General features: G+C 33.6%; 15 protein-coding genes. All 15 read left to right on the forward strand.

What is annotated here, in order from left to right; translation table 11 throughout:
- Positions 1-63: 63 nt before the first annotated feature.
- The 15 genes from Q0772_RS03115 to Q0772_RS03185 all read left to right on the forward strand — a co-directional run bounded on the left by Q0772_RS03115 (position 64) and on the right by Q0772_RS03185 (position 14,218).
- Positions 64-1,554 carry a choice-of-anchor B family protein gene (locus Q0772_RS03115; protein ID WP_298340244.1) on the forward strand — a complete coding sequence of 497 codons (1,491 nt, stop codon included), beginning with the start codon at positions 64-66 and terminating at the stop codon, positions 1,552-1,554.
- A gap of 128 nt (positions 1,555-1,682) precedes the next feature.
- Positions 1,683-2,927 carry a hypothetical protein gene (locus tag Q0772_RS03120; protein ID WP_298340247.1) on the forward strand — a complete coding sequence of 415 codons (1,245 nt, stop codon included), beginning with the start codon at positions 1,683-1,685 and terminating at the stop codon, positions 2,925-2,927.
- A gap of 1 nt (position 2,928) precedes the next feature.
- On the forward strand, positions 2,929-3,696 hold the full coding sequence (locus tag Q0772_RS03125) for an MbnP family protein (protein WP_298340250.1): 768 nt from the start codon (positions 2,929-2,931) through the stop codon (positions 3,694-3,696).
- A 9-nt stretch (positions 3,697-3,705) separates the two neighbouring features.
- Entirely contained in the window at positions 3,706-4,773 is a 1,068-nt protein-coding gene (locus Q0772_RS03130; RefSeq protein ID WP_298340253.1) for a cytochrome c peroxidase, read from the forward strand.
- Between the two features lie 522 nt (positions 4,774-5,295).
- A complete protein-coding gene (locus Q0772_RS03135) occupies positions 5,296-5,625 on the forward strand; it encodes an iron-sulfur cluster assembly accessory protein (RefSeq protein WP_298340255.1) in 330 nt (109 codons plus the stop codon).
- 14 nt (positions 5,626-5,639) lie between these two features.
- Positions 5,640-7,088: a Fe-S cluster assembly protein SufB gene (gene sufB / locus Q0772_RS03140; protein ID WP_298340258.1), complete on the forward strand. Its 1,449-nt coding sequence runs from the start codon at positions 5,640-5,642 to the stop codon at positions 7,086-7,088.
- Between the two features lie 12 nt (positions 7,089-7,100).
- Entirely contained in the window at positions 7,101-7,520 is a 420-nt protein-coding gene (locus tag Q0772_RS03145) for a hypothetical protein (protein WP_298340261.1), read from the forward strand.
- 5 nt (positions 7,521-7,525) lie between these two features.
- A complete protein-coding gene (gene sufC / locus Q0772_RS03150; protein WP_298340264.1) occupies positions 7,526-8,278 on the forward strand; it encodes a Fe-S cluster assembly ATPase SufC in 753 nt (250 codons plus the stop codon).
- A gap of 137 nt (positions 8,279-8,415) precedes the next feature.
- Positions 8,416-9,729, forward strand: coding sequence for a Fe-S cluster assembly protein SufD (gene sufD / locus Q0772_RS03155; RefSeq protein WP_298340269.1), 1,314 nt, complete (start codon positions 8,416-8,418; stop codon positions 9,727-9,729).
- A gap of 92 nt (positions 9,730-9,821) precedes the next feature.
- Complete coding sequence (locus Q0772_RS03160) at positions 9,822-11,036, forward strand: cysteine desulfurase (RefSeq protein WP_298340271.1); 1,215 nt, start codon at positions 9,822-9,824, stop codon at positions 11,034-11,036.
- 156 nt (positions 11,037-11,192) lie between these two features.
- Positions 11,193-12,269: a zinc metalloprotease gene (locus tag Q0772_RS03165; protein ID WP_298340274.1), complete on the forward strand. Its 1,077-nt coding sequence runs from the start codon at positions 11,193-11,195 to the stop codon at positions 12,267-12,269.
- An 87-nt stretch (positions 12,270-12,356) separates the two neighbouring features.
- Positions 12,357-12,779 (forward strand): hypothetical protein, encoded by a 423-nt coding sequence (locus tag Q0772_RS03170; protein WP_298340276.1) that lies wholly within the window; start codon positions 12,357-12,359, stop codon positions 12,777-12,779.
- Between the two features lie 38 nt (positions 12,780-12,817).
- Positions 12,818-13,240 (forward strand): SufE family protein, encoded by a 423-nt coding sequence (locus Q0772_RS03175; protein WP_298340279.1) that lies wholly within the window; start codon positions 12,818-12,820, stop codon positions 13,238-13,240.
- Between the two features lie 72 nt (positions 13,241-13,312).
- On the forward strand, positions 13,313-13,639 hold the full coding sequence (locus Q0772_RS03180; protein WP_298340282.1) for an SUF system Fe-S cluster assembly protein: 327 nt from the start codon (positions 13,313-13,315) through the stop codon (positions 13,637-13,639).
- A 72-nt stretch (positions 13,640-13,711) separates the two neighbouring features.
- Positions 13,712-14,218 (forward strand): DUF2480 family protein, encoded by a 507-nt coding sequence (locus Q0772_RS03185; protein ID WP_298340285.1) that lies wholly within the window; start codon positions 13,712-13,714, stop codon positions 14,216-14,218.
- The last annotated feature ends 104 nt before the right edge of the window (positions 14,219-14,322 follow it).

Here is a 14,322-nt window from a genome sequence, read left to right on the forward strand (position 1 = left end):
ATTTTGTTTTTACTATCTTTATACTAAAACTAAATCTATTTAGTTATTACAATAAATCTTTCTATGAAAATTTCATTACACATTCGTGCCTTTTTTTTGGCATGCTCCATTATTTTTCTAGCACAATCCTGTGATGATGAACCTGTTGAAGTCATTCCAGTCATTGATTCCGATAATGACGGCATTGAAGAAAATATAGACAACTGTGCTTTTGTTGCTAACGCTGACCAAAACGATATTGATAATGATGGTATTGGAGATGTTTGTGACGATGATGATGATAACGATGGTATTCTAGATATAAATGACAATTGTCCTAATAACTCAAATCCAGACCAAGAAGATGAGGATGGTGATGGTATTGGAGATTCTTGTGATGATGACTCTATAGATCCAAACGCACCTTTGGCTATCTGTGAAAATGGATTTGCTGGAAATTATCCTTGTAACGATTATGATTTAATGGCACATATTCCATTAAATATTTTTGGTGCTACTGAAGGCAATGATTGTTGGGGATGGACCGATATCACTACAGGGAGAGAATATGCACTAATGGCAACAACTGACAATACAGCTTTTATTGACATTACAAAACCCAATGAGCCTATATACTTAGGGAAATTACCAACTGCTACTACAAGCAGCCCTTGGCGAGATGTTAAAGTATATAAAGACCATGCCTTTATTGTTGCCGATTGTAGTTTGGGAAGAGATCCTACTTGTAATGACGACCATGGGATGCAAGTTTTTGACTTAACACGTTTAAGGAATGTTGCAAACCCTCCAGAAACTTTTAATGCAGACACTCGTTTTACAGGGTTTGGGAAAGCACATAATATTGTGATTAATGAAGATAGTGGATATGCATACATTGTTGGAGCTAACAGAAGTTCTGCTTTTGGTGGAGGCCCAATATTTATAAATATTCAGGATCCAAAAAATCCAGTTGCTGAAGGAGGCTTTCTTGAAGGCGGATATTCACATGATGCACAAGTAGTAACTTATAATGGTCCAGATTCTGACTATACAGGTAGAGAAATTTTAATAGGAAGTAACGAAAACGAAGTAGTTATTGCTGATGTTACTAACAAAGCAAACCCAACAATAATCTCAACTATTAGTTATGATAATGTTTGGTATGCACACCAAGGCTGGTTTACTGACGATATGAAATACTTTATTTTGGGAGATGAAGTTGATGAAATAAGAGTAGGTGCTAACACCAGAACTCTTATTTTTGATTTTACCGATTTAGATAATCCGCTTTATCATTTTGACTATTTTGGGACAAGTACAGCAATAGATCACAATGGATATGTAAAAGGAAACACTTATTATTTTGCTAGTTATAGAGCTGGTGTGCGTATGCTAAATATATCGCAAATAGAATCAAAATCAGCAATAGAAATTGGATTTTTCGACACCTATCCAGCTAATAACGCTACAGAATTTAATGGAGCTTGGAATGTATATCCTTATTTTGAAAGTGGTAATATAATAGTTAGTGACATTGATAGAGGTTTATTTATCATCCGCAAAAGTGGCACTTAAATTTTAAAATATCAATCCATTTGAAAACCTTTAGAGCCTGCCCCTGTCTCGTATGTCTTTGCCTTATCTTTTTAAATTGTTCTAAAAAAGATGATGACAGGCCCAATACGGCAAAATCAATAAATGTTGTGTTCTCAAAAGTAATAGGTGGTTCTAAAAATGAAAGTGCAAAATCCATTGTAAATACAACAGATGGTGGTTATGCTATTTTAGGATACACCCAAAGTATGGATAATGATATTATTGGTAAATCTGATGAATCATTTGATTTTTGGTTGCTTAAATACGACTCAAATGATTTGTTACAATGGCAAAAAACCTATGGTGGATCTGATGATGACCGAGGAAATGACATTCAACAAACATCAGATGGCGGATATGTTATTACTGGCTATAGCAAAAGTAATAATGACGATGTTTCTAAAAATAATGGCGCTCAAGATTACTGGGTTTCTAAGTTAGATAATTCGGGAAATATTATTTGGGAGAAATCTTATGGATTCTTAGGAGCAGACATCTGTAATTCTATTATTCAAACAAACGATGGCGGTTTCTTATTAACTGGTGTTTTAGATGTTTCTGCCTCAAACGGAGAAGGCAATAGTAAAAACAGTAAATCAAAACTTTTTGCTCGACACGCAGGTGGTGATTACTGGGCAATAAAAATAGATGCATTGGGCGAAAAAGAGTGGAGTAAATTTTTTGGAGGCACTTTTACAGACACACCATACGATGCTATTCAAACTCAAGACAATGGTTATATATTAGTTGGCTCATCTGATAGTGAAGATGTAGATATTTCTAACAACAAAGGTTCTTACGACTTTTGGGTCGTAAAAATTTCTGAAACTGGAAAACTTGTTTGGGAAAAATCGTTTGGAGGCTCACAGTTAGATGAAGCTTGGGCCATTACTAAGACAAGTGAGGGTAATTATATTATAGTAGGAGATACTAGAAGTAATGACTTAGACGTTTCAACAAACCATGGTAATGCAGATTTATGGTGTATTAAAATATCGCCTTTAGGAGAACTCATTTGGGAAAAGTCTTTTGGAGGAAATAGTTTTGATGTAGCACGTTCTATATCTAAAACTCAAGATGGTGGTTTTATTATTTCTGGAAGTTCGAGAAGTGTAAATAATAATTTAACCAATAATAATGGACAGAACGACGCGTGGGTTTTAAAAATTAGCAACAATGGTAAACTACTCTGGCAAAATAGTATAGGAGGCTCAGAAGTTGATTTTGCCTATGATGCCGTAGAACTAAACAATAAAAGCATTATTGTAGTTGGAGATTCCAGCAGCCCAAACATAGATCTTTCAACTAATAAAGGATTTTCAGATTTACTGATTTTCAAAATAGAACCTTAAAATGAAAAATATATTCCCAATTTTATTAATTACTCTTTTTACATTAATCTCTTGTAGTGAAGACAGCGAAAAAAGCACATCGCAAACTAATATATCTTTTAATTTTAATCACACTTGGGATGGTGTATCAGTTACTAATGCAGACTTTAATGATATTAAATTCATTAACGAAAATGGCGAACAATTAAGTATAGAATGCCTTCGTTATCTTATTTCGAGAATTACTTTCACTACCAGTAACAATGAAAAATTAGTATTGAGCGGTTATAATTTAGTAGATGTAACAAACAACCAGAATTTATCCTTAATATCATCAACCTTTATTCCTCAAGGCACTTATAACGATTTGTCTTTTACATTTGGCTTTAATAACGAAGATAATAGCGGAAATTACGAAGACTTAAACTCTGCATCTTGGTTTGTTCCTGAAATGCTTGGTGGCGGATACCATTACATGCAAATGGATGGTAAATTTATTAATAATGCAGATGAAGAACAGGGTTATAATTATCATGCTATTAGAGCAGCTAACAACCCTGGAGAGAACCCAACATTTCCTCAAGACACCTTTTTTAATGTGAATCTTGGAGAAGTGACCGTTACAGATAATGCTACTTTTAATATTGAAATGAATATTGCTGAATGGTTTAAAAGCCCACATAGATGGGATTTGAATATTTTAAATCAAATGCTTATGCCAAATTCTGATGCGCAAATCAAAATGTATGAAAATGGGCAAAATGTATTCAGTTTAAAATCTGGCGATTAAAAGGTTGTTTTGAGACTTAGCAAACTATTATATATCACATTTCTTATCATCGTTTGTCTTTCTTGCGAAAGCGAAACTGTTAATACGTATAAGAACACTCCTAGCCCACTTGAAATTCCTATACTTTTTCAAGAAAATATACTTGCTCCTGTTGTTCCTATTGATAATCCGCAAACAGAAGAAGGTATTGCGCTTGGTAAAAAATTATTTTTCGATCCCATTTTATCTTCAAATAACACACAAGCATGTGCAAATTGTCATGCTCCCGAAAATGCGTTTACTGATAGCAGCAGATTTAGTGATGGTGTGGATGGCTTTTTTGGAAATAGGAACTCCATGCCCCTATTTAACTTAGCCTGGAATTACGATGAAAAATTCTTCTGGGACGGAAATACTTTTAGTTTAGAACATCAAGCACTCGTTCCTGTTACAGACCCTATTGAAATGAACAATACTTGGCGAGATGTTGAACAAAAACTCAAACAACATACAGAGTACCCAGAACTCTTTGAAAAAGCTTTTGGCACAACAACTATAGATTCGAGTTTAGTTACTAAAGCCATTGCACAATTTGAGCGGACTTTAATTTCTGCAAACTCTAAGTTTGACAAGTATTTATTAGGTGAAATTGAGCTAACACCTCAAGAACTAAATGGGTTCAATATATTTATGGATGAAGCTAGAGGCGATTGTTTTCATTGCCATGGAAGTGATAAGAATCCACTTTGGACAGATAATATTTTTCACAATAATGGTTTAGATGAAACTTTTACAGACTTAGGATTAGGTGCAATAACTGGTGATCCAGCTGATAATGGAAAGTTTAAATCACCTTCACTCAGAAATTTAGCATTTACAGCGCCATATATGCACGATGGTAGGTTTGCAACCCTAGAAGATGTTATTAATCATTACAGCGAAGGTTTAAAAAACTCAACTACTATTGACCCTTTGATGAAAAAGGTTTCTCAAGGAGGTGTTGGATTATCTGAAAATGACAAAGCCGACTTAAAGGCATTTCTATTATCACTATCTGATAGTGAATTTATCACCAATCCTAGTTTTAAAGATGAATAATACTACACTAAAAACGTATTTTGTCGAAAATATTATGTATGTTATCTAACATTTTATATTTTTAACCACATTCATTGTATTATCATTTCATTATAATGACAAAGAAAATAACATCTAACCTATTCTGTTCAACTTACGGACACAATTATTTTCGGTTGAGTAATGCAAACGACAATACTCCCGAATTAATTTGCAAATGTTGTAAGAGCTATTTCAAATTTGAAAAAGACGGTTCAATTTCTGCTGTTTCTCATAAAGAGAATGAAAGGTTCTCTTCTATACTCTACCGAAAGAGAACAGCTTAATTCCAACACCTCTGAGTTATCATCTTACTAGAAAATAATTGATTAGGTATTTAAAAATTAGTTGATAATCAATTAATAAGAAAAACCTATAAAACCATATATTAATATAATGTTAGGTTATTCGATATTAACTGACTTATATTGTATATTTGTCCTCTATTTAGAAACTGTCTTAATAAAACAACAAGGACAACACTAAATTTAACAGAAAAGTAATATGATAAAAGTCTCTGATACAGCTAAAAAGAAAGTCGTTGAGCTTATGACCGATGATGGTTATAATGCTACTACAGATTATGTTCGAGTAGGTGTAAAAAGTGGAGGCTGCTCTGGTTTGTCTTATGATTTAAAATTTGATAAAGAGCAGCAAGAAGAAGATAAGGTATTTGAAGACAATGGTGTAAAAATAATTGTTGACAAAAAAAGCTTTTTATACCTCATAGGTACCACTTTAGAATATTCTGGTGGATTAAACGGAACAGGTTTTGTTTTTAATAACCCTAATGCCAACCGAACTTGCGGTTGCGGTGAATCATTTTCACTTTAAAATAAGAAAAAAATATGTCGAAGTATACAGAAGATGATCTTCGGGAAGAGTTAAAAACCAAGGAATATGAATATGGTTTTTACACAGATATAGAATCTGAAACTTTTCCTAATGGTTTAAACGAAGACATTGTTCGTGCCATTTCCCAAAAAAAGGAAGAACCAAAATGGATGACTGAATGGCGTTTGGAAGCATTTCGTGTATGGCAAGAGATGGAAGAACCTGAATGGGCAAACGTACATTACGAAAAACCAGATTTTCAAGGTATTTCATACTATTCTGCACCAAACAGTAAACCAAAATATGATAGCATTGATGAAGTAGACCCAGAATTATTGGCCACTTTTGAAAAGTTAGGTATTTCGCTTGATGAACAGAAAAAACTTGCAGGCGTAGCCATGGATGTTGTGGTAGATTCAGTATCTGTTGCAACAACTTTTAAGAAAACACTTGCTGAACAAGGTATTATCTTTATGAGTATTTCTGAAGCTATTAAAGAGCATCCAGAACTTGTAAAAAAATATATTGGTACAGTTGTGCCTCAAAAAGATAATTTTTATGCAGCTTTAAATTCAGCTGTGTTTAGTGATGGTTCATTCTGTTACATTCCAAAAGGCGTAAGATGCCCTATGGAATTATCAACCTATTTTAGGATAAATCAAGCAGGAACTGGGCAATTTGAAAGAACATTAGTAATTGCAGACGAAGGGAGCTATGTAAGTTATCTTGAAGGATGTACAGCTCCAAGTCGTGATGAAAATCAATTACACGCCGCTGTAGTTGAATTGATTGCATTGGATGATGCCGAAATAAAATACTCAACCGTTCAAAACTGGTTTCCAGGAAATGCTGAAGGTAAAGGTGGTGTATACAATTTTGTAACCAAAAGAGGTCTATGTGAAACCAACGCTAAAATTTCTTGGACACAGGTTGAAACAGGTTCTGCAGTTACATGGAAATATCCATCTTGTGTATTAAAAGGAGACAATTCAGTTGGTGAATTTTATTCAATTGCTGTAACTAATAATTATCAACAAGCGGATACAGGAACAAAAATGATACACTTGGGTAAAAACACCAAATCAACTATCATTTCTAAAGGTATTTCAGCTGGAAAATCTCAAAACAGTTACAGAGGTTTAGTTCAAATAAACTCAAGAGCAGAAAACGCACGTAACTTTTCTCAGTGTGATAGTTTATTAATGGGTAATGCATGTGGAGCACATACTTTCCCATATATAGAAGCAAAAAACAAAACAGCTAAGATAGAACACGAAGCTACAACTAGTAAAATTGGTGAAGACCAAATTTTCTATTGTAACCAACGTGGTATTGATACAGAAAAAGCAATTGCCTTAATAGTAAATGGTTTTAGCAAAGAAGTTTTAAATAAACTACCTATGGAATTTGCTGTTGAAGCTCAAAAACTATTAGAAATAAGTTTAGAAGGTTCAGTAGGTTAATAATAATTAAAAATGAAAAAAATACTTTTTATCTCTTTATTCTTAACAGCTATCATAAGCTGTAAAAACGAGACTAAATCAGAACAAAAAGAAGTCGAAACCGAAGTTGAAAGTAACGAAAGAACTGCTAAGCAAAATGATGGCTTAACACTACTTAAGGGTCAATTTGTTTATTATGATGGTGCAGCTGTTTTACAAACTCATGCTGAAATCTATGGAGTTCTATTAACTGATAAACTAGAAGTACTAAACGAAAAGGCTCAAGTATTCAAAAAAGAACCAACGGATATGGTTGAAGTCGAAATTCGTGGAAAAATTACAAACGAAAAGCATGATGAAATCCTTTGGGAAAACAAAGTTGAAGTTGTTGAAATATTGAACGTACAACCAACTCCAAAAGAAGATAACAAAACTATAAAATTAGGAAGCTAAAAGCTATGTTAAAAATAAACAACTTACACGCAAACATTGAAGACAAGAGTATCTTGAAAGGTATAAACCTTGAAGTAAAACCAGGAGAAGTGCATGCTATTATGGGCCCTAATGGTTCTGGAAAAAGTACTTTAGCATCTGTTATTGCTGGAAAAGAAGAGTATGAAGTTACCGAAGGAAACATTGTTTTTGAAGGTGAAGACATTGAAGAATTAGCAGCAGAAGAACGTGCTCACAAAGGTGTGTTTTTATCATTTCAATATCCTGTTGAAATCCCGGGAGTTTCAGTAACTAACTTCATGAAAACGGCTATCAACGAATCTAGAAAAGCCAAAGGTTTAGAGGATATGCCCGCGAAAGATATGTTAAAATTAATTCGCGAGAAATCTGAATTACTAGAAATAGACCGAAAGTTTTTATCGCGTTCCCTAAATGAAGGGTTTTCTGGTGGTGAAAAGAAGCGTAATGAAATCTTTCAAATGGCTATGCTTGAGCCTAAATTAGCTATTCTGGATGAAACTGATTCTGGCTTAGATATCGACGCATTGCGCATTGTTGCAAATGGTGTTAATAAATTAAAAAGTAAAGACAATGCTGTTGTTGTAATTACGCATTACCAACGCTTGTTAGACCATATTGTTCCTGATTATGTTCACGTGCTTTACAACGGAAAAATTGTAAAATCAGGATCAAAAGAGCTTGCTCATGAGCTTGAAGAAAAAGGTTACGACTGGATTAAAGAAGAAGTGAACGCATAAAAATAGTCGCAGTACTCAGTCACAGTGGGCAGTTTACCTACCTTTATCTGATTACTCTAAAGTTTAAAAAAGTAAACAGTACCACTCTTAGTTTTCCATTTACTGAAAACTGAGACTGCCACTGAAAACTGAAAACAATGGATTTAAAAGAAAAATTAGTCTCATCATTTTTAGCATTTGAAAATAGTATCGATATCGATGCATATGCGCATGATGTTAGATCTGACGCTATCAAAATATTCGAAGAAAAAGGGTTTCCTTCAAAAAAAGAAGAAGCTTGGAAATATACATCTTTAAACAGTATTTTAAAAGAAGATTATAGTGTGTTTCCAAAGCAAGAAAATGCCCTAGAATACCCACAAGTAAAAAAGTATTTCATTCACGATATAGATACATACAAAATTATTTTTATCGATGGAAAATACTCCTCTCACCTGTCGCAAACCACACATGATGGTATTGATGTGTGCTTAATGTCAGCTGCATTAAGCAAACCAAAATATCAACTAATAATTGAAAATTATTTCAATAAAGCCGCTGAAAAAGATAGTTTATCATCTCTAAACACAGCGTTTTCTAGCGAAGGTGCTTACATACACATTCCCAAAAATAAGATTGTAGAAAAGCCTATTCAAATCATACATTTCTCAACAGGCAATGAGTCTGCAACCATGTTACAGCCACGTAATTTGATTGTGGTAGACGAGAATTCGCATGTACAAATTATCGAGCGTCATCAAAGCTTAACAAGCAATCCAGTATTAACCAATAGCGTTACTGAGGTTTTTGCAAACAAACGTGCCATCGTCGATTATTACAAAATCCAAAACGATAACGAAAACGCATCATTAATAGATCATACTTTTGTTAAACAAAGTAGAGAAAGTTTCGCTTCTGTGCACACCTTCTCTTTTGGTGGTAAGCTAATTCGTAATAACTTAAACTTTTACCAAAACGGTGAGCGTATCGATTCAACCTTAAAAGGTATAACCATTATTGGTGAAAAACAACACGTAGATCATAACACATTAGTGCATCACATAGAGCCTAATTGTGAAAGTCATCAAGATTACAAAGGTATTTTTGATGATAGATCAACTGGGGTTTTCAACGGTAAAGTTGTGGTTGAAAAAGAAGCCCAAAAAACCAATGCATTTCAAGCTAATAACAATATATTAATAAGTGACAAAGCATCGATAAACACCAAACCTCAATTAGAAATTTTTGCTGATGATGTAAAATGTTCACACGGTTGTACTATTGGTCAGTTAGATGAAAGTGCCATGTTTTATATGCGTTCTCGTGGTATTCCAGAAAAGGAAGCCAAAGCACTATTAATGTTTGCATTTAGCAATAATGTATTAGAATCTGTTAAAATTCCTGAATTAAAACAGCGCATCACCAAGATTATCGCAAATAAATTAGGGGTAAATATCGGGTTCGACCTTTAAAATTTTTATTTGAAGCTAATCCCGCTATCCGCTGTATCTTTTTGCAAAAAAACAAAAAGGATGCCGCTACTATCGGGGCTAAACTATCTGCCATGTTCAATGTAGAAAACATACGAAAAGACTTCCCGATACTTTCCCGACAAGTAAACGGAAAACCTTTAGTGTATTTTGATAATGCAGCAACATCGCAAACACCACAACAGGTTATTGATGTTATTGTAGATTATTATTCAAACTACAATGCCAACATACATCGTGGTGTACATACCTTAAGTCAAGAAGCTACAGACTTATATGAAGCTTCTCGACAAAAAATAAAAACACATTTTAATGCAAAACATGCGCACGAAATCATTTTTACCTCAGGTACTACGCATGGTATAAATCTTGTAGCAAATGGGTTCTCTTCGCTCTTAAAAAAAGGAAATGATATAATAGTTTCAGCTTTAGAACATCACAGTAATATAGTGCCTTGGCAAATGCTTTGTGAACGTACAGGTGCCACTTTAAAAGTTATCCCAATGAATGAAGATGGCGAACTTGTGATGTCAGAATTTGATAAACTGCTGTCAAAAAACACAAAACTCGTTTTTGTAAACCATATTTCAAACGCATTAGGCACCATAAATCCTATTGAGTATATTATAGAAAAAGCACACGATGTAGGAGCAGCCGTTTTAATTGATGGTGCACAATCTGCTCCACATATTAAACCAGATGTTCAAAAATTAGATGTTGATTTTTATGTTACCTCAGCTCACAAAATTTGTGGACCAACAGGCGTTGGTATGCTCTACGGTAAAGAAGCATGGTTAAAAAAACTACCACCCTATCAAGGCGGTGGTGAAATGATTGCCGAAGTAACCTTCGAAAAAACAACTTATGCTGATTTACCACATAAGTTTGAAGCCGGTACACCTAATATCTGTGGAGGCATTGCTTTTGGAGCAGCCATAGATTATATGAACGCTATTGGTTTTGATAGTATTGCAACCTACGAAAATGAGCTTCTAGAATATGGCACAAAAAAACTCCTAGAAATAGAAGGTTTAAAAATCTACGGGACTTCAAAACACAAAACATCTGTTATTTCATTTAATCTTGAAGGCATTCATCCTTATGATGTTGGGACCATTTTAGATAAGCTAGGAATCGCTGTAAGAACTGGACACCATTGTGCACAACCAATTATGGATTTTTATAAAATACCTGGAACTATCAGGGCTTCTTTTTCATTCTATAATACAAAAGTTGAGATTGACGCTTTAGTTGAAGGTGTAAAGAAAGCTAAAATGATGCTGTCTTAATTTCAGTATAACTTCAAAATTTTATTAAATTTATTGTTATATAATTAACAATACATGGTTGTTTGTCGAATAATTAACAAATATTTTATGAATTTATAAGATAATTCGTAAAATAATTTTATCTTCAGCATCGACTAATTCAAATTAATATTAAAAATGAAAAAAATTCTTTTCAGTATGGCTGCGATAGCCTTACTATTCACAGCATGTGATGATGACAAAAATGAAATTAACGAGGAACAATCTTTTAAAGTTGATATGAGCGACTTTTATGTTTATACAGATACATCCGAAGACTTACTTTCAAAGGCTACAAACAAAAAAGAAAAAACTAAGTCGTGTCATACGATGAATGTATTAAATAGACAGCTTGACCAAAACCCCGGACTTGCAAAAAAGATGTATGATATAGAATATCACACACGTGCATTTATTGCAGGTAAAAAAGGTGGAAATGGAAATGGAAACGGCGGTGGTAACAATGGCGGCGGAGACGGTGGTGGAGATCCAACTCCTGACAATTTGGGCGTAATAAATATACCTGTTTACGTTCACGTGGTTTACAGCAATTCAAATGAAAATATTAGTAATGCCCAAATTACTTCTCAAATAAACATTTTGAATGATGATTTTAGAAAAACTAATAACGATGCTAATCAAATTCCTTCAGAGTTTTCAGGTGTAGCTGCTGATTCTGAAATTACATTTACATTAGCAGGAACTTTCAGGCATCCAGATTCAAGAACCTCTTGGGGAACAAATAATGCTGTAAAAAGTGATTATCCTCCAATAACTCCTCAAACGCATTTAAATATTTGGGTGTGTAATATAGGTGGAGGCATTTTAGGCTATGCTCAATTCCCTGGTGGGAATTCTGCAACTGACGGTGTAGTGGTTTCTCCTCAATATTTTGGCTCAACAGGTTATGTTGCTGCTCCTTTTGATGGAGGAAGAACAACAACTCACGAAGTAGGACATTACTTAAATCTACGCCATATTTGGGGAGACGGGAGATGTCGTCAAGATGATTTTGTTGCTGACACACCTAGCTCTGACAGACCAAATTATGGCTGTCCATCTTACCCAACAGCGCATTGTAGAAGTAATGATATGACAATGAATTATATGGATTATGTTGATGATGCATGTATGTACATGTTCTCAGAAGGGCAAAAAGCTAGAATGCGTGCAATATTTGCATCTGGTGGTGCTAGAGAAAGTATGTTGCCATAAAGATTTCTTTTTCTCTTAAAGATAATTTAAAAAGACGCCAAATTTGGCGTCTTTTTTGTATCATTATTATCAATAAAAATAAAATATATGAAACTTTTGCTCATACTTTTATCAATTACATTAGCCAAAGGATGTTATCCACAAGCAGAACAAGATAATTTATCATTAGAATATACGGCAAGCACCAGAGGTTCTTACTTGCAAATTATTATTAAAGACAAAACAATTTACTATAGTAAAGAAAGAGGAGCAAATTCAATTACAAAATCATGCCCTGATGAATTATGGGAGAAAATATTAAAAGAGTGTTATAGAGTTGATTTAGAAAAACTTCCAACTTTTATAGTACCTTCGAAAAATCATCAATTTGATGGTGCTCAAATAGCTTATTTAAAGGTTGTTACTAACGGTGAAATTCATCAATCTCAAAGTTTCGATCATGGAAACCCACCCAAAGAAATAGCTTCTTTAGTTAAAGAAATCTTATCAGTGGTTAAAAACATTGAATAGCATCTTTTGTTGTTGTATTTTTGCATAAAATTTGTACTATGAGTATTGAAGACATTCAAAACGAAATTATAGACGAATTCTCAATGTTTGAAGACTGGGAAGAACGTTACCAATATATGATTGATTTAGGGAAAGATTTACCCTTAATTGACGACCAATATAAAACCGACACTAACATTATAAAAGGGTGCCAAAGTAAAGTATGGGTTCATGCTGAAATGAATGATGATAAAATTGAGTTTACGGCTGATAGTGATGCTATAATTACTAAAGGCATTATTGCCATTTTAATTAGAACATTCTCCAATCAACACCCAAAAGATATTATTGATGCTGATACTGATTTTATTGATAAAATTGGTTTAAAGGAACACCTATCCCCAACAAGAGCTAACGGCTTAGTAAGTATGGTGAAACAATTAAAAATGTATGCCATTGCATACCAAACACAACTAAATTAGTTGATGTGTTGAATCGTATAATCGTTGAACCGATTACACAGTTAAACAAATAAACGATTAAACATTTAAGAAATGAGTGAAACAACAATAGATACAGCCGAATTAGGCGAAAAAATAGTAAACGTTTTAAAAACGATTTACGACCCTGAAATTCCCGTAGATATTTACGAACTAGGTTTAATCTACGATGTATTTGTAAATGAAGATTACGATGTAAAAATCTTAATGACATTAACAACTCCCAACTGCCCTGTAGCAGAAACATTGCCTTTGGAAGTTGAAGAAAAAGTAAAATCATTAAACGATGTAAAAGACGCCGAGGTAGAAATAACTTTCGATCCGCCTTGGACACAAGATTTAATGAGCGAAGAAGCTAAATTAGAATTAGGGATGCTCTAAATAGTTCTCAGTCGCAGTCTCAGTTTACATTAGAATCCGACTAAACATCAAACAAATTAACAACTTACATTTTTGAAAGACGACATTATAAATCGCGTAGCGAATAGTAAACTGGCAACTATTGACCTTGAAGATTTTTATCCTGAAGGCAAACGCATTTTATTTGATATTAAAGATTGGTTATTTGAGGGTTTTGTACTCCGAGAAAAGGATTTCAGAAAACAGGTCTCAGAATTTGATTGGAGCCAACACAAAAACCAATATGTGGCTTTAACTTGCAGTACTGATGCTATTGTTCCAGGTTGGGCGTATATGCTATTAAGTCTCCATTTAGAACCTTTTACAAAAAAAGTAATTGTTGGAGATTTGGAACAACTTGAAACTTCAACATATCAAGACATAATACAAAAACTAGATATTTCTGAATATGAAGGTAAACCCATTATTATTAAAGGCTGCTCAAACAAGCCAGTACCTCAAAATGCTTATATTATGTTAAGTAACAAGCTAAAACCAGTTGCCAAATCTATTATGTATGGCGAAGCATGTTCTTCCGTTCCGCTTTACAAAAAAAAGTAATAGTGACTTCTTTACGTAACTAGTGTCTTAAACGTAGTTAATAAATTAAAGACCTTAATTTAAATTAACATTTGTTAAAAATTAATTTATATTTGCCAACATTT

It is taken from the genome of uncultured Algibacter sp., from assembly GCF_947490405.1.
GTDB lineage: Bacteria > Bacteroidota > Bacteroidia > Flavobacteriales > Flavobacteriaceae > Algibacter_B.